Raw genomic sequence first — 18,932 nt, 5'->3', positions numbered from 1 at the left:
GAAAGTCCACTGGCCAGATAATGCTCGATCTGTTCATGAAATACCTCAAGACCACTGGAACGGGACTGCTGCCTCGGAGCTGAATCTCCATTCAGCAGCGCTTTTTGGATACGCGAAACGGTCTTGCGGCACATCCCAAGTTCCCTTGAGATCTCCCGCAAAGATTTGCCGTGTTCCAAAAGTGTTTTTATCGTATTGTACATAGCCACTTTATACATAACGCTGAGAGTTTATTATACTCTCAACAAGTAAAACCTTAATTGTTTAAGGTGGTGGCATTTTAATGCGAATTGCTGGGGGTATTTATATGCGAATTAACATTCGGTATTGAAACCGCCGTCGGCCATCTTTTTAAGATAGGACTTCACCGTATTCTTGCTCATACCAAGGATGCGGGCGATTGTTTTTATTCCGCTACCGCTCTGGTACAATCTGATTAATTGCTTTATCTGACTCATTCGTTTTGGTTTTCCAGCCATCAGTGATCCGAATTGTTTGATCACTAAGTAACAAAAACTACTTGCTAAGGGGTCAGCATGCTCCAGCGCAATGAAATGAAAAATGAATTAGGGGGTCAACATCAGCCAGTATGGCAGTTGAATAACAGCTTTAAACGCAATACGCATCCCTAATTCTAATTCAATTTTGAGGGGTCAGCTTGTTCCAGTATATCCACTTGGATTAAAGATGGCCGATTAATTGGCCGCAAAAGAATAGATACTTTTTGTAATGGATTAGAAAAGGATATTCAGGCAGTAAAAAATGCGATAACTTATGATTGGACCAACGGACTGGTGGAAGGAAATGTGAACCGGTTAAAGAATAAAAAACGTGAAATGTATGGTAAGGGGAGTTTTGAATTGCTCAGAAGAAAGGTCTGCCTTTCACAAACTGGATAAGTGCATCAAAATTGGCGAAGAACCATTCTGACTTACCGATTACAAGTGTCTAATAACTAGTGGTTTGCCAGCTCAGGCAGACTACAAACCACTAGTGAATCATATGTTTATTAAGGCCACGTTGGGAGATGTGGCTTTTTTGTTTCTATTAAATCAAAATACTCTATTTTTCGATTTAAGCTCACTACCGTCCAAAATAAAATTTAGGTTACGAAAAAATGTGATTTTTCTTATCAAAAGCGTATTATTTTGGATTCCTCCATTAGCTATCCCCCCTTATTTTAAAAGACGCCAAACTGTCCGTTTTTATCAGGCGATTTTTTCTTGATAAATGGGTCGTTCGCCCATTGCCAAAAATCAATCTTCACAAATATGTTCATTCGTATAAAGCTCACAAGATTCGACAGATTCCACTTTTAGATGACCTTTTTCTGTATATATTTCAATAAAAGTATTCCGATCAGGGCAGTCCATATCTGTATCTGAACGGCATTCTGCGATGTTCCCACAAAACTGGTGACCTTAAGACGCTGTTTGAGATGTTTGAAAAAGATTTATTCATTTGTGTTTGTTTTTATTTGCATTCATGATTGCTTCGCAATTCGATCTGCCAGCGTTGTTTATAGATCATCGCTACCATCGCCGGCTTCCATTGGATATTGTTGGTCAAGAATTCATATTCATCGCCCGTGGTGCTGTCCAAAACGTGCACAAGCCTGAGTTTCTTTCCCCCATATCGTTTTGCGCTCTCCCCGCTCAATGTAATCACCTGATCCTTAAGGATGCCGCTTTCAACCATCGAATCACTCTGATAGCTCTTTACCACGCTGTATTTCATGTTTACTTTGCTCCGTGTGACGAAGAAACTTCCGTTGCTGTCCAACATATTCATCCATTTAAAATCGACATAACCCCGGTCCATAACCACAACGCTGCCCTTGGGGAAAGAAAAGCTGTTCGCTTTTTTACTCTCATGTACCTTACCATCGGTAATCTCCATGAAAACCGGTAGGCATCCATCATAGTCAAGTACGGTATGCAGTTTGGCAGCACCCTTATTGCTCCGGAATTTAGCCCAGTCAAATATCGACAGACATAATGGAATCACGCTGGCATCCATCAGATAGACCTTACGCTTCAATGCCCTGAGCTCACTGCGCTGGTTGGGCTCCTTATTCCAAAGATTGTCCAAAAGGGCGAAATAAAGGTCTTTGAAAAGCTTATGGTCGCGGTGTTCATTCATATAGGAGATGCTCGATTTGCTGGGAGCTCGGGAAATACCCATATGGTTCATGTTGCCCGTGGTACTCCGAAGACCGTTACTGATATCCCGGACAGAATCGCTGCAGGAGAGATGGCAAAAAAGCATGCTCACCAGATGTGTCCAACTGTTAAGACCTTTATGATGTTTGTCACTATTGTATTTTGATACAAGCTTTTTAAAAATATCCCGGTCTATCAAGGATAGAAGTTGACTGAAAACGTTTATATTTACCATTGCTGAGGTGGCGTAGTTGTGTTTTCAATATAACATTTTTTGAAATCGCAATGCGCCACTTTTTTATATGATTTTCTTAATCGTTTTGGACGCTAATGATTTAAGCTCTAAATTCTATTTTTCATTATCGTTTGGGGTAATTAATTATTTTCTGTACCTTGAAGGTGATGTCCATATATTACATTTAAATTATTATACATAGAAGCTAGTTATTGAACTAATTAAAGGAGTGATATTGAAATCAATTTTCTTTACTAACATATAGTTGGAAGTATTTAGCTATTTAATTTATACTATGATAGAGAAAAGTTTTATACAAAATAGACGCAAGGAGATTGCTGAAATAAGACACGCTGATAGCGTATATAGAGATATTCAAGCTAGAGAATATGAGCGGGAAGAATATGAAAAACGTTGGTTTTGGGAGTTGCTTCAAAATGCTAAAGATTCGATCGATTTGGGACAGAACATAAAAGTGAAAATTGAAATAACAGATAGCAAGATTTCTTTTTCACATACTGGAAATCCCTTTGAATTGGATGATATTCTAAGCTTGATAATCCAAGGTTCATCAAAAAATAATAAGGAAGGAAAAACTGGTCGATTCGGGACTGGATTTATGACAACCTATCTGTTGTCAAAGAAAGTGCATATAATTGGCAAGCTTACTAATCATCAAGGTTGTTTTAGTTTTCTTTTGGATCGTGACGCAATTGATAACGAGCATTTTTATAGCTTACAAATTAATTCTAATGAACAGTTTGATCATTCTATTAGGGAAGATAGTTATCTGGGAGATAGTGAATTTCAAACTATGTTTACCTATGATCTTGACATTAAAGGAAAGGATACGGCAGAGAAAGGACTTCGTTGCCTTGATGAACTTATCCCAATTACGCAGTTGTTTAATGAACAAATACAATCTGTAACCGTAATAGAAAATGGTCATACTAAAACCTTTTCAAAAGAATTGATTAAGAATAATGAGGAGGATAGTATTTTAGAATGGCAGATTAATACATCTATTGACAATATTTACAGTGTCGGCTTAAAAGCATATGTTCAACAAAATGAACAATTTGACGTGTGTATATTAACTCAGGTCGTCGGCGATAGCGAAGTAATATTTCCGTTAACAACCAATTATCCTCGTCTATATTACACATTCCCTTTAATTGGAACTGAAGAAATTGGAATTCCCGTAATAATCAATTCTACAAATTTTGATCCAAGGGTGGAACGAGATGGTATTTATTTAAAGAAAGTCGAAGAAGATGGAAGTGAGTCTATTAATAAAGAGATCGTTTATAAGGCACTTACTGAAAGCTTGCTGAGTTTTTCTGATCTTTTCAGAAAGAGGGAAATAGGATGTTTACATGAATTTTTTAGTTTTTATAATTCGAAAGATCTAAAATGGATAGACCACGAATGGTTTAACCTTGTAAAAGTGGAAGCTATAGACTTACTATCTAATATTGAGCTTATAAAATCTAATAATATAAATTCTAAATATATTAAATTAAATGAAATTGTTATTCCATTTTCTGACAAATCTGAGGACATCACAAACTTGTGGAGTTTGTTAATGGAGTTTAATAATTGTAATCTACCGTTAAAAACGGAGTTATTTAATTGGGTGGATGTTTCTAAACGTATTGGCGAACTTAAACAATTGGATCCATATGATTTAAAACAAGTATGGGGTATTAACAATTTAATAGATCTAATCGAGGAGAAAAGAAGCATTGAGATACTAAATGAATCTTTGAGAATTGATGGGCAAATATGGTTAAATAGATTTTATCCTTTAATTATTAAAATTAGAGGGTATTTTCCATTAGATAAGAGGATCGCTCTTAATCAGGCCCTCTTCTTTACCAAGGTTGAAAAAATGTGCTGGGATAAATTTAATGATGATGAATTAATTGAGATCTCCAACCTTTTAGAGATAGGTTTTGCTGAAAGATTATTTTCAAGACAGATTACTGAATTCAATATTAGTATTGTCGAACAATTTCATGTTCATTCCGCTATTCAAGAGCTTAAAACGGCATTAAACGAACTTACCGAAAATGATATGTTACTTATTTCAAATCAGGAAGCAAATGCGAGATTCTTAAAATGGTTAATAAATAAGGAGCAAAAAGACGTTATTAAAGATCTGAAGGTATTAACTGGGAGTAACAAGAGAGGAGAGGATGTATTTGATTATGAGTCTTTTCCTAAGTCGGAACATCTATTATTGACCCCGAAGTTATTTTTTGAGCATATATTTCCTTTATATGTGAATCTCGTTAGGGATAAAGACTGTTTAAATGATGTTTATAACAATTATTTGGCTAGAGAAGATTACATTTATCTAAATAATAATGGCTTGATACATCTCACACCAATGGTTAAGAAAACTGAGAATGCAACAGTAAAATTATTGGAGTACTTGCTAGTTAACGAAGATGATATGAATTTGCTTAGAGATGCTGACGGACAGCTTAAATATAAATTCAATATCTCATTCTCAGATTTCGCCTATTTAACTGCTAGTGATGGCCATATTTATGCGAGGAATACGACGCAAAAATCAAGTTTTGAAAGACTTAAATTTCTATTGATAGAAGGCGTAAATCAGGATGATTATTTTGATGAAGACAAACAGGAGGTTTTTATCGATGAATTGGGAAAGCCAATTTATCTCCGGCAATGTCTGTGGGTTTCCCGTGCACGAAACCTTAATTGGATTAATGTAAAAACACAAAGTGAAGGGAATGAAGTAAAATTTGTTAGCGAAACACCATCTTCTAAAAATCTTTCTGAGCTTTTGAAAAGTGATGAATCGCTAATAAAGGCTATACGAGGACATAGGCAACAGAATTTTCTTAACAAATTAGGAGTTGGTGTTTCTGACTTAATAAGACATACATTATCATCAGATGAACTTAGATTAAGTTGGGATAAGGCAATAACCAATATGATCACTAGTGATGCGGATCCTGAGCTTGTTCAAGAAATTTTTAATGATCCCGGAATTAAAAGAGAGTATGAAAGACGATTGAACGAAAGACGGTTAATCGGGCGAAACCAGAATATCGGTAGTATGGTTGAAAAGCTTTTCGCGAAATATATTAATGAGCTTCGTGGCGAAGGAATTTCTGTAAATATTGAGAGAAAACCTATCGGGAGTGACTATATTTTAACCGATCAATCGTCTGATTTAGTGAATGAAAGTAATGAACGTGAGGGATTCCAAATTAACGATTGGCTTATAGAACTAAAGGCTACAGGAAAAGAACATGCAGCAATGACACCTCTACAGGCAGAAAAAGCCACCAAAGAGAAAGCAAACTACGCATTAGTTGTCGTTCCTTTGGATGGAACAGATCCTGATATAGAATATTTAAGAAGAAATGCGAAAGTAGTTAAAGACATTGGGTACAGAATTAATGATCTATATACGGATTTTAATGAAGTGGAAATAAAAAAGGGAGATTTATATAGTGGTAAAGATGGGATTTCTGTGAACATTGAAAATCAAAATGTGAGGTTTCATGTTAAATCTCAGATATGGATTTCGGAACAAACTACGATTGAATCATTTGTTAAATCTAATTTTCGTGAAGCTGTTGATAAAACTCTTAGCGTTTAATAAATAGTTGTCAAATCGAACATCTTGTAAAAAACTAACAGAAGTGAGGTAATTATTCTTACCTTATTTCTGTTTGATTCAATCCAAGAAATGATTTAAACATTAATAATGCTGAACCACATGCCCGCGCCACATTCCTTTTTTACGGCCGCCTATCGAAAATAGGAATTCCTCTGTTTCAAACCCTGATTTTCCAATTTCGGAAGCTAGGCCATCTATATATGTACAAAAGTCTTCGTAAATAGCGGGTGTATTTTGGTCCGATACCCAGGTTTTGCTAGCAATATGTATTAAAGGACTGCCAAGTAGTAGATTTACAGATTTGGCTAACCATTGATCCATAATATAGCCTTTGAGGGATGGCTGTAAGAAACAGATCAGCTTCGTGAAATATCCAATGCCCATACCCGGTAGTAGACCCTGTTTCCGTTTATCTTGTATGTAATCGAATGCCTCTTTACGTGATTCAAACTTTTTGGATCTTAATCTTCTTACAATCTCTAATACAGGATCAGGATTATTTAATAGGCTTTTCGCATGCTTACGATCCATTCCACCCCACGACAATACCACTAACAATGTGTCTAAATCTGAATTTGTATTATCTCCGCAATAATCCCATACCTCATTCGTATCAAATTTCTTATTGAAGAACTGAGGTATATCATACTCTTTTCCGATAACATATTCGGACGATTTCAATGAATTTACTCCAGTGAATCTAGGGGCTTCATTGATACTGGCTTTAAAGCAAGCTATGTGACTGTCCAACTACCGGACAAACCGTGCTGATCTCGATAAGCTTAAAGGAGAAATAGCCAATAAAACCACCAATCGGATTACCTTTATTGAGATACATGAGGTGATTAAGAAGTGCTTCGCGTTCTGATGTTTCAGATACCAGCTGGACGACGTGGTATTCCCATGGGGTTTGATGGACATTATTTGTCCACTCAAATGTAGTAACTTCAAATCTATATTGTCGTAAGAAGCGATAATAGCCTCGAAGCAATATTGCATAATAAAGGATAATTTTAACATTTTGTAAATAAAATGATTTATTATCGTATATTAAGTGAATCTTAAAGACTAATGATAAGTATAGAGTTGGTTATTTGAGAAAAATAGTCATTGTTATTTTATCGAAGGACCTAGACTCCATAGATATTTTCTGTATAAATTATCAGCAAATACACAATTGAGGCAGATAGGACCTCACTTTAAGGAGATATACAAATTTAATGAAGTATTTAGAGTGGAATAATATTATATCTGCATTTTTATTTAATCCTGCAAATGCAGGTAAAGATATATATTTGTACTTAACTAAAAATGATATTATCTCTTTGGCAAGACCATATTTTATTGATGAATCAGATGAGAGAATTTGGTCTGATTTTGTTAAATCAATTAAGCTTGGTTTACCGGGATCAAATGGAAATATAGTTTTAAGATCAAGGTATACATATTCTAAAAACAATCTTGTTGGAAAGAGCAAGTTAGACGGTACGCCAGCTACAATAGAAGATATTCCTGTTCTATATCCGCCATATATTTCGTACTTGATTTTCTTTGTTCTTCCGCTTATTGAAGAGGTTGATGATAATCGGCGAAGCGCTAACAATTATTATGGGAGACTTAATTCTTTTCTACAAAGTCTTGGAATTAATCAAAACATTGGAACGAATGATTTTAGCATCAATCAAATTAATGATTTGTGGGAAAATCTGGCGCATTGGGCTAATGTTGAAAATAATGGCGACTTAGGTTTTTTTAACGTTGTTCCTTTTACAAATAAAAATTGGGTTTATGTAGGCAAAATTTTCTCTCAATGTGTTTTACCTCCTAGGATTTTAAATCGCCTTCCAGAATTATTTGAATCTATAGGATTGGTTCCAAATTTCACTTATGACACTTATTCCTTGCAAGGAATGATAATAAGCAGTTCAACAACATTAATTCCTAAAAATACATTGGATTTTTTGAAGAAATACGATGAATTATCAAGATCTATTATTCAAACCATACTGAATAATTACAAAAAATGGACAGGAGAAACACATGAAGAAATAGAAGAACAAGATGGACTCATATTGAAGAAGAAAAGAAACTACACAATAGCACCTCTATTTCTTCAATTTAAAGTAAATAGGAACGAAGAGGAAATCAAATTTACATATAGGATGTACTCGTTAAATGACTACCCTGAGGATTTGAAATTTGGCCAGCACGAAAACTTGTATGAAATCAATGGCTGGTCAAAAACGCTTCTGTTTGAATTTAAGGAAAGACTTGAACTTACAGATAATTTCAATAAGTGGATCGCAAAATTTCCCGACCTTGATGTCAGACTCTTTATAAATGCAGGAATATTCCAATTAAGCAATGATTTTTGGATAGAAACTCATATTCTTTCAAAGACAGAACAAATGTATTTATTATGTCGGAACAACAAACGAGAAATAATAAAAGAATGGGGAGGAACCTTTCGAGGTATTGATTTTAAAGAAGAAGAGCTTGATGGTTTACCTCAAGGTTATTCTTTGTTTTGGCTTCGTAATCCTATATGCGGGCTTTCTAAAATCCCAATTCTTACACTCCACTCAGAAAAGAGAATTGAATTAGTTAATGGACTAAGGGTGGATTTTAGGACTTACATTAATGACTTTTTGCCAGAAATTGAAATTGTAAATTCAGAAGGAAGTGAAAGAGTTTATTTGCAATATAGTGGGGAGACGGAAAAAAGGTTTCTTTCAAAAAAACAAACCCAAAACAATCGTTGGTTATTACCGACAGATCTTTTTCTTGACTCAGATTTTTATATTAAAGTTGAAGATGAAAATTTTTCGGGGAACGAACTTGCATATAGTATCATATCAACAGGTAATGCAGCGATGAAAGTGGATGGTACCAAACTACCTATGCGTGATTCTTTTGGAAGAAATAAGATAATAGACTCAGAGCAATATTGTTTAGGTAATAATATTGTCACTCCTAAAAAATCAAGTCAAAGAGTTTTTTATCCTGCTAGTTGGATTTTCACGCCACAGATACAAGAAGTTCGAGCAAATATATCAACAACAATATTTAATAATCATTGTGGAAACAGGTTTTGCGATTTCTTGGCGTTAAAAAATATACTTACTACCGAAGCTTTTTTCAAAGCGTTTGAGTTTTATTATTCCAAACTGTTTTCTGAACAATCAGGAAATACAGCTATTAATCTTACGAAGTTGAAGAGAGCATCATTGAGCTTTTATGATTTTATTGGAATACTTGATTATGATTATGAAAACAAAAGTATCGTTATGAGCCCTGCACAGTTTGTTTTTATACCAACGGCAAAAGGGAGAAAAGTTTTGCTTATTGGGGCGAGAGATTCTGCTTTGGTAGAAAAAATTATAGATACTGCTTCTAAATATAATTTGCAGGTTGAAACAACAAAGCAATTTTCTTCAAATGAAAGGCTACTTTTGCCGGATGTAATCACCATAAGATCATTTCAACAAGAGTATGATAATTATGGAGAAAAGGGTCTTAAGGCATTAGCTGCGGAGTTGAATATAAAATTTACCTCGGATTATTTTCCACAAGTTGCGTTACAAGATTTTTCGGCAAACATAGTTGATTATGAAAATACATTACAGGAAATTGATGAAAATGATTATGATTGGGCAAGATACGTTTTCGACCCGGAAACTTTAACGTTTAATAAAAGTGAAACATCAACTTTTGATAGATCGTTTTCATTGGTCAAATATAAATTGAATGAATATACTTATCAATTTAAACTTTGGAAAGATAATAAGTGCTATCAAGTTGATATGAACTGGGGTAGATTTATTGCCTTAAAGCATTTCAATAAAAATGTGATATTATTTGACAGCTCAAATAATAAAGTTGCTATCCCGATTGAGACACCATTACCAAGATTATTATCGGAAGCCATTATGCTACTAAGTGGGTTAGCTCCTGATTTCAAGGAAATTGATGGTAGGAAATATAGAGTATATGAGAACGTAATAAGTATTTTTACTCAGAATTTATTTAGGTTAAAATTAAACCAAACACCAATAAATAAAATATTATGAAAGACCCAATTGGTTCATTTGAAACTATAAAAGAAAATTTTATTCGTTATATAAAGACGGCATTTGCGACAAAATTTACAGGCGTTGAAAAAGAACGATACGATTTATTGAATAATGACAAGGTGCTTTATCGTAAACCATGGATTGAACCTTTGCCCGATTATGTTTCAAGCGGAAAAAAGGTAAATGATTTAACTATTGAAGATTTAGGAAATGCCTTGAATGAAAGAGAACTTTTTACATTTAAGGGACTTGTAAATACTGGCCTTGTGGGAAATTTCCCTTTGCATTCTCACCAAGCGGAAATGCTAAAACAAGCGTTGCTCGGTAACAATTGTATTATCACTTCTGGTACAGGTTCTGGAAAAACAGAATCGTTTTTGCTTCCATTGTTTGCTCAATTTTCAAAGGAACTTGCCAATTGGCAAAGGCCAAATGAAAAAGTAGAAAGCGTAAACAATTGGTGGAGAGAGGATGGAGGGCTTTCAGCAAGAGAGATTGTAAATAATTCGAACTTTACATTAAGTAGTGCGGTAAGACAACGTCAACACGAAACAAGAAGAGCAGGTGTAAGAGCATTGATCTTATATCCGATGAATGCTTTAGTGGAAGACCAAATGACCCGTCTACGAAAAGCATTGGATTCTGACGATACACGAAATTGGTTAAATGAACATGCCGACGGAAATGCAATTTATTTTGGAAGATATAATGGGAGTTCACCTGTTGCCGGGGAGCTGAGAAAAATAAAAGAAGACGGAACTTTTGCAATTAACATAACAAAGGTAAATCAACTCAAAGATCAATTACGACAAATTGAACTGGATTCAAATCGCGTATCTCAATATATTGAACAAACAGGAAAAACAAGTGATGAAGCCAAAGATCTGAAATCCTTTTTCCAACGCTTGGATGGTGTAGAAATGCGGAGTCGTTTTGATATGCAAGTTTCACCACCCGACATTATGATTACCAACTATTCGATGTTGAGTATAATGCTTATGCGCGATATTGACAATGGGATTTTTGATAAAACGAAAGAATGGTTAGAAGAAAGTGCATACAATATTTTTCATTTAGTCATTGACGAGTTGCATTTATATAGAGGAACACAGGGAACAGAAGTTGCTTATTTGCTAAAACTTGTTCTTAATCGTTTGGGATTAAACCCAAATCATCCACAGTTGCGTATCCTTGCTTCAAGCGCGTCATTAGAATCAAGGGAGGACACCAAAGAAGGTCAAGAAAGTAGACAATTTTTGAGAGATTTTTTTGGAACGGAAAAACCATTCAAAATTATCGAAGGAAAAAATAATCCGATAGCTCCCTTTCCCGAAAGCGGAAGAAAACTTCCTATCAGCCCCTTTAGAATGATTGCAGAAAAATATGCCGAAATAAAAGGAAATATTAGGGACAGAAGTTTTATATCTATTTGCGAAACCGCAGCTGAAGAACTTGCAAATACATTTAGTATCACAACGACTGAAAATGGGATTTTAAAATTACTTTCAATAATTGTCAACCCCGCCTTTCAATTGAAAGAAAGATTATTTTCACCTTGCCAAGATTACAAGGCGCTTTGTTCAATACGGGCAAATGGCGATGATGAAAATGGAAAATATTTTGCGGAAATAATTTTTGAAAATACTGCTAATAAAGAATATTTAGAAAAGGCTTTGTCTGGGTTGCTGATTGTAAGAGCAATGTTAGATGAAAAAAAATTTGAGACTATTACAAAAGCAATTCCTGATGAAAGAAGGTTACCCCGCTTTAGATTTCATTACTTTTTCCGAAACATTGAGGGGCTCTGGGCTTCTATAAAATCTGATGATATTAGAGAGGAATATTTTGATGGGGAAAGAACAGTTGGAAAACTTTATTCTACTACAAGAATAAATTCGGAAAAAGGAAATCGTGTTTTGGAATTACTCTATTGTGATAATTGTGGGACAACATTTTACGGGGGAAGCAGACTGGTTGCGAATAATAATGCATTTGAATTACTTCCAATCAGTCCAAACATTGAAGGTATTCCAGAAAAAACACCGGCGAAGTTAGTGGAAAAAAGAAGCTATCAAGAGTACGCAGTTTTTTGGCCCAGCGGTAATCAGGAATTTGTTCCGCATGACGCAGAATCAGGAATACCTCAAAATTATTGGAGACAACCCGCATTAAATAATATTAAACAAATCGATTTTAGAGCTAAGTGGATAGAGGCGTCTTTGAACTGTATTTCTGGCGACATAAATTTCCAGCATGTAAAAGCGGATGAAGAACCGACACAATGGATTAAAGGATATCTATTTTCTATCACAACAAACAATTCCAATCGTGATATTGCATTACCTGATGTCAATGGAAATATTTCTACAAATGAAACACATAAAGCATTGCCTAGTGTTTGTCCGAGTTGCGGTATAAATCATCAAAAACGAAGACAAGATTGGAATAAGCGAATAACTTCATCAATACGTGGTTTTAGAACTGGTTTTGGCAAAACGACCCAAATGTTTGCTAAAGAGTTGATGTATCAACTTCCGAGTACAGAAGCAGAGAGAAAATTAGTCGTGTTTTCCGATAGCCGTGAAGATGCTGCACAAATTGCTAACGGTATAGAAAGAAATCATTTTACAGATTTAATCCGAGAAATTTTGGTGAACGAATTACATGAAAATTTGATGTTGCGTTCTCAAATCATAAATGTTTTTGATAACAACAATGTAGAAAAGCAAAAAGAATTTAAAGAGCAAGTTCCCGTTATTTTCGACGAAATTGAATACCTCATTGATAACGCAAATTATAACGGAACTAACACGAATAAATTACGAGAAAGACAAGAGGCAGCTGTAAAATTAAATGAGTTTCGTTCTTTAGTTGTCAGTGCACGAGATTTGGTCGATATTACTAATTCTGTAAATCTAGCTCCTTTGATAAAGAAATTTGTTGATTTAGGAATAAATCCGGGTGGCAATAATATTGCATTGCAGACAATATTGTTAAACAATAATGATTTTGCTCCTTGGTATGATCTTATTGATTTTTCAAGTTTTCAGTGGGCGGCAGGCGCAGACCAAACTTATATTAACGCTCTAAAGGAAGGTTCTTTCACCGAGCTTGCTTCAATGTTCTTCGGTTCGTTGTTTTATTCTTTTGAATCTTCCGCCTTGGGGTATGTGAGCATAGATCCAAATTTGGAAGTTATCGCAACGCAAGCGAAGACGCTCACTATTCCAAAATCAAATTTTCTAGAAATCGTAAACTCTATAATTCGAATTTTAGGAGACAAATACAAACATAACAAAGTAGAAGATTCAGATCCCTTTAATTTTATCCAATACAACAATCTTCCCAGACAGGTTAAAAAATATGTTCGAGCAGTTGCTAATAGATTCTCAAGACAAGAAAGCGAAATAGGTGAAGCTGTTTTTAATGTACTTTCAACAAGTGGCTTGCTAAGGGGAGATACAGGTATTCAAATTGAAAATCTTTTTATCAAAATAGCAGGCCCCATCGACCCTATCTGGACAAGCCCAAGAGGAAGCCGACCACATTTACATTTTAGTGGTGGTATTTGTACCCATTCTGTTTCTGCGTTAAAAACTGAGCCTGATAGAATTTGTGATGATGTTTGGAAAGAAAATTATCTTTCGTATAACGCTATCAAACAACAACGTCCACCAATTCGTTTGCATTGTGAAGAACTTACAGGGCAAACAGATAATCAATTTGAAAGGCAAAGACATTTTAGAAATATCATTTTGCCAGATGAGGGAAATAGGCGAGTTAAAACAATCGACCTATTGAGCGTGACAACGACGCTTGAAGTTGGTGTTGATATAGGAGCATTACAAGCCGTTATGTTAGGGAATATGCCCCCACAACGTTTTAACTATCAGCAAAGAGTTGGTCGGGCAGGTCGTAGAGGGCAAGCTTACTCTGTTATTTTAACTTTTTGCAGAGGTAGGAGCCATGATGAATTTTATTTTGCAAATCCCCAAAAAATAACTGGAGATGCACCACCAACACCATTTTTGACGATGGGGCAAGAGAGGATTTTTAAGCGTTTACTTGCAAAAGAAATTTTGCGTAAATCATATGTTGAAAAAGCAATTGATATTATTTCTGATGAAAAATCAAGTGTGCATGGTGAATTCGGTTCAGTTGCTAGTTGGGACAATTACAAATCCGAGATCATTGATTGGATAAATGATAATAGAACTGCTATTGCGACAACTGTTGATGCTTTGCTAACACCTCAGCTCCAAAATAAGAGAGAAGAGTTTATAAATTGGGTTGCTGACACCACTACTAAAAATGGTTTAATTGAAAAAGCTCAGAGTATAATTAATAATGAAGAAATTGCAACAAGTGATATTTCTGAAAAACTTGCTGAAGGTGGAATTTTGCCAATGTTCGGCATGCCGACAACAGTAAAAAATCTTTATCACGGAATCAATAAACATCTTGAACAACTTTCAATAGATCGGGCACAAGCAATGGCTATTTATGAATTTGCACCAGGAGCGCAAAAAACAAAAGATAAAGCAATTCATCAAGTAATTGGTTTTACGAGTGAATTTATCAATACCCGAAGACATGGCAATCAAATTGTAGCAAATGTTGAAACAAATAATCAACTCCCTTTTTCCCTTAATCGTTGGTTTGTACGTTGTAGAGCTTGTGGATTTTTCGAAACTTATTCTGAACAACGAAAGGTAGAATTAGAAAATCAACTTGACGCTTGCCAAAATTGTGGCGAAGACAATCCTAATAAATATCAACAGCCTATCAAACTAAAGTCTCCAAGGGCCTATAGAACAAATCTTTCAGCAGGAAGTGACACAAAAGATGATTCTGATTTTCTATTATCAAGACCGCCGATTTTTGCCGAAAAAATTAGTCCAACAAACACAGAAGCGGTTAATAATGCTTTAGTTTCAATTTCCGATAATGATGTTACTTGGCGAATAAATACAAATTCAGACAGATTCTTTAGAGGTAAACTTTACAATACAAATAATAGTTTCCCTTTTAATTCTAATGGGTTTAGTTTTAATAATCAATGGTTATTAGATGAATTTTCAGTAAACGTTCCGAGAAATAATGGATATTCAATGTCTGTTACTCAAATTAAAGGAAGTGTTGAAGAACAGATCGCTTTAGCAAGTAATAAAAACACAGAGATATTAAGAATAGTAGCATCATCTGTTCCGTTAGAGCTTGACTTAAATATGTTTTTTATCGAAACAGATTTGCCATACGTTAAAGCACAAAGCAATGGAGTGCGTTCAGGATATTATTCCGCAGCATTTTTGCTACAAAGAATTTTAGCCGATAAGCTCGACGTGGATCCAACAGAAATTGAGATTGCTGATATTTCAATGAAATTGCTTGAAGACGGAACAAACAGAAAAATTGCGGAGATTATTTTGACTGATGAATTGCCAAATGGCTCGGGCTTCGTAAGACATTTGTACAATAATTTTGAAAGCTTTCTTTCAGAGGTAATTAACCCAAGTAACGCAAATAGTTATTTAGGAAAGATACACTCACAGTCTCACAAAGAAAAGTGTAATGATGCTTGTTACGACTGCTTGAAAGTTTATCGGAATATGAATTATCATAGTTTACTTGATTGGCGTTTAGGTTTGTCAATGATCCGTGTAATGTTCGATTCAAATTTTGTGTGCGGGACGGATGGGAATTTCGATTTTATTGAATTACGAGATTGGCTATCATTTGCTGTAAAGTTACGAGATAGTTTTGCTCAAAGTTTTGGTTTCCCAAACACATCAGAGATAAATGGTTTGCCAATTATCAAATTTGGAAGAAATCAACGAAATGTAATAATGATTGTCCACCCTTTTTGGGATTTAAAAAATATTAGAGAAGCAAATTGGTTGGCAGATACTAAAGCTGATATTGACGAATATGTCGCTCAAAATGGCGGTAATATTAGCGTAATTGACACATTCAACTTACACCGTAGACCAGGTTGGTGTTATGAAAGATTAGTGATAAAATGATAAATAAAATTGAGGAAATTAATTTTAAAGAAATCAAAAGGATTTCTCCAAGCCAATTTTACTCCATGAAAAATTGTGCTTACAAGTCCTTATTAACAGAAGCATTTGATAACAAACCGTTGCTTCCTATTTCAGTTAATGCCCATTTTGGAATCGTATTCCATAAAGTATTAGAACTGATTTTAAAAGGAGTAATCAAAAATGAAGATGATTTTAATGAAGAGTTTGAAAAGAAAATAAAAGAACTTGAAGACGATTTGATGAAAAATGGCTTTAGTTTTCTTGTCCCAGTAAAAATTAAGGTAAAGAATATTGGACTAAAGAAAGCTCAACTAAAAAAACATTTGAGAAGTAAAACCGAACAATCAACAAGTTGGAAAAGTACAAAATTCTATTCAGAAAAGTGGCTTGAATCAAATGATAAATTGATTGGTGGCAAGGTTGATCTAATAATTAAAAAGAGCAATAGTATAGAGATTGTTGATTTTAAAACCGGAGCAATAATAGAAGACTATCTAGACGGTAAAGGAGGGGTCTTTGCTGATATAAAAAGTGGGTACAAAGAACAACTGAAACTTTACGCCTACTTATATTTTGAAAATACAAGCAAGTTTCCTACTAGTTTGAGTTTAGTTAATTTAACAAAGCAAAAGTTTTCTGTCGAGTTTACAGAAGAAGAATGTAAGTCAGTTTTTGAAGAGGCCAAACGTCTTTTAATTACGACTAATGATAGTGTCAGAACTGGGGCATTTTCAGCAACTCCCAAAGAAGAAAATTGTAAATATTGTTTATTTAGGCCTGCTTGCTCTTTCTTTTTGCGAAAACTTGAAAAGGATTTTTCATTAAATGATGTGATGGGAGAGATTAAAGATGTTAAAAAGTTCAAAAACGGGAAAATGAGTGTATTTTTGCACACCGGGAAAAGACTGGTTACAATCAAAAACTTCAATGCCGATGGGTTTGATTATTTTATGGGCTCTAATAAAAAGATAAGCATTTATAATTTGAGAAAGGAGGTGGCAGAATTTATTTACTCAGCTACCGACACGACTATGATTTATGAATAAAAATATTGCACAAAAAATTCCTATTCTCTCATTTTATTCTGGGGGTGGATTCATGGATATGGGGTTTGAGAAAGTTGGTTTCGAGATTGTTTGGACAAATGAATTTGATAAAATATTTGCTCAACTTCATTCTGCGGGAATCACTTCATGGCGAAAATCGAGAGGAAATAAGATAAAGGCAGAAATATTCAATACAAAGTCAATTACAGAAATTGGATATAAAGAGATAATTGAAGAAGCATTCCCCAATGGAAAGCCTAAGCATTTTGGGATTATAGGTGGTCCACCTTGTCAAGACTTTAGTATAAATGGTTCTCGAAAAGGATTTGAAGGAGAAAGAGGTAAACTTACTATTGTCTTTTTTGATAAAATTTTAGAATTAAAACCAACGTTTTTTGTAATGGAAAACGTCACAGGTTTAACAAAAAGAAAGGAAAATAAGGCGTTTCTACAAACATTGCTAAAGGGGGTTGAAAAAGAATATTACATTGATCATGAGAAATTAAACTCATTGGATTTTGGTGTTCCCCAACACCGAGAGCGTGTTTTCTTTATTGGAATTAGAAAAGAGCTTCTTGATAAAAAAGACATTGGAAAAGCTTCTTTTGATAAATGGTTCCCTTTTCCAGTAAATGAAAAATATCAGGATGCGTTAAAGAAATATCAATGGGGAGAAAAGACTAAATTTGGCACCCCTTTAATTGCCCCTAAAGGTACACCAATAGAACTTTGCGTAGAAAGCTGCCTGGTTTCTGAACAGCAAATAAATTTGACACCGAATGCCAATGAGTATTTTAACTTACGTGTACATGAAGATACATTGCGAGCTATTGAAGAAGGAGAAACAAATAGACCGTCTTTTAAGCGTCTTCACCGTTTTAAATATAGCCCCACTACTTGCTATGGGAACAATGAAGTTCACTTACACCCGTATATGAATAGGCGCTTATCTGTTCGTGAGGCATTGAGGATACAAGGAGTGCCGGATACATATATTTTGCCACCATCTTTGCCAATTTCAAAAAAATTTAAAATGATAGGCAACGGAGTTCCTGTTCCACTCGCTGAGGCGGTCGCAGATTCTGTAATGAGGTTTATTTGTCTAAGTCAATGAAAATTATGATGACGTATTTTACGAGGTAACAATTCTATTTATACTCTCGTTTCAGAAAAGCAAATAATTCTACAGTTTAGGGGGCGTGCTCCGGCAGTCTGCGGACTGAGCAGTTCAGCGACGCAGCGTCAGGCGACGAGCGATAAGGTTTTCACTTGCGACCTAAACGATGAAAAAATGGCGGTGCTTTGATATTGCGAGACTAGGTACTCTTTTGAAGATGGGTTTCGAGTCGAAGACAGCGGTGTACGATCAGCAATGATGCTTTTATTCTTTTGAGATTATAAAATTTTGTGTTTATCAATTTCTGAAATATAGTATTCATATGCGCTGCTAGCTACAAAAAGCGTAAGTAGTAGATAATTGAGCAAAAAATAATTGAGTATTATCCGATAGCAAACTATAAGGCTATTTTTTAGGGTTAACGATATATCTATTTTTTCAAAATTGAACGTAAATTGATGAGAGTCGATGTTGTCAGTTAAATTGAAGATGTAATTTAAACTACATATCAAAATTATAAAGATTGACAATACGACCAAGTAACTTGTAACGGAGATAAATCTTTTGAAAAAGTTTTTCTTTTGCACCAACCGG

10 protein-coding genes are annotated in these 18,932 nt (G+C 34.7%); 6 read left to right on the top strand and 4 right to left on the bottom strand.

All coding sequences use genetic code 11. The features are described from left to right. Together IQ31_RS19190 and IQ31_RS19185 are read right to left on the bottom strand one after the other, a co-directional pair. Positions 1–218, bottom strand: a 218-nt coding sequence (locus tag IQ31_RS19190) for a helix-turn-helix domain-containing protein (protein WP_145329317.1), incomplete at its 3' end; no start/stop codon positions are given. A gap of 96 nt (positions 219–314) precedes the next feature. Further along, complete coding sequence (locus IQ31_RS19185; protein ID WP_244294536.1) at positions 315–458, bottom strand: helix-turn-helix domain-containing protein; 144 nt, start codon at positions 456–458, stop codon at positions 315–317. A gap of 210 nt (positions 459–668) precedes the next feature. On the opposite strand from IQ31_RS19185, the gene IQ31_RS28260 reads away from it, so the two are divergent. Continuing rightward, the gene (locus IQ31_RS28260; protein ID WP_145329326.1) at positions 669–899 is read left to right on the top strand and encodes a transposase; all 231 of its coding nucleotides are present in this window, start codon (positions 669–671) and stop codon (positions 897–899) included. 574 nt (positions 900–1,473) lie between these two features. Here IQ31_RS28260 and IQ31_RS19175 read toward each other — a convergent pair. After that, positions 1,474–2,397 (bottom strand): IS4 family transposase, encoded by a 924-nt coding sequence (locus IQ31_RS19175; protein WP_208734318.1) that lies wholly within the window; start codon positions 2,395–2,397, stop codon positions 1,474–1,476. A 295-nt stretch (positions 2,398–2,692) separates the two neighbouring features. Here IQ31_RS19175 and IQ31_RS19170 point away from each other — a divergent pair, with 295 nt between their 5' ends. Continuing rightward, positions 2,693–6,037 (top strand): sacsin N-terminal ATP-binding-like domain-containing protein, encoded by a 3,345-nt coding sequence (locus IQ31_RS19170; protein ID WP_145329314.1) that lies wholly within the window; start codon positions 2,693–2,695, stop codon positions 6,035–6,037. Between the two features lie 102 nt (positions 6,038–6,139). Here IQ31_RS19170 and IQ31_RS19165 read toward each other — a convergent pair whose 3' ends face one another. Next, positions 6,140–6,739: an 8-oxoguanine DNA glycosylase OGG fold protein gene (locus IQ31_RS19165; protein WP_145329311.1), complete on the bottom strand. Its 600-nt coding sequence runs from the start codon at positions 6,737–6,739 to the stop codon at positions 6,140–6,142. A 539-nt stretch (positions 6,740–7,278) separates the two neighbouring features. Here IQ31_RS19165 and IQ31_RS19160 point away from each other — a divergent pair. Genes IQ31_RS19160 through IQ31_RS19145 form a run of 4 tightly spaced genes read left to right on the top strand, consistent with a single transcriptional unit; the run spans position 7,279 to position 18,335 of the window. Next, complete coding sequence (locus tag IQ31_RS19160) at positions 7,279–10,128, top strand: hypothetical protein (protein ID WP_145329308.1); 2,850 nt, start codon at positions 7,279–7,281, stop codon at positions 10,126–10,128. Further along, entirely contained in the window at positions 10,125–16,154 is a 6,030-nt protein-coding gene (locus IQ31_RS19155; RefSeq protein WP_145329305.1) for a DEAD/DEAH box helicase, read from the top strand. Before IQ31_RS19160 ends, IQ31_RS19155 begins: the two co-directional genes overlap by 4 nt. Further along, positions 16,151–17,221 carry a PD-(D/E)XK nuclease family protein gene (locus IQ31_RS19150; protein ID WP_145329302.1) on the top strand — a complete coding sequence of 357 codons (1,071 nt, stop codon included), beginning with the start codon at positions 16,151–16,153 and terminating at the stop codon, positions 17,219–17,221. The genes IQ31_RS19155 and IQ31_RS19150 overlap by 4 nt, the downstream gene beginning before the upstream one ends. Beyond that, the gene (locus tag IQ31_RS19145) at positions 17,214–18,335 is read left to right on the top strand and encodes a DNA cytosine methyltransferase (RefSeq protein ID WP_145329299.1); all 1,122 of its coding nucleotides are present in this window, start codon (positions 17,214–17,216) and stop codon (positions 18,333–18,335) included. The genes IQ31_RS19150 and IQ31_RS19145 overlap by 8 nt, the downstream gene beginning before the upstream one ends. The last annotated feature ends 597 nt before the right edge of the window (positions 18,336–18,932 follow it).

Source organism: Sphingobacterium siyangense, assembly GCF_007830445.1.
In the GTDB taxonomy this organism is placed as follows: domain Bacteria; phylum Bacteroidota; class Bacteroidia; order Sphingobacteriales; family Sphingobacteriaceae; genus Sphingobacterium; species Sphingobacterium siyangense.
Note: the sequence above shows the minus strand (reverse complement) of the source record. Positions and strands in the feature narration are given on the sequence as shown.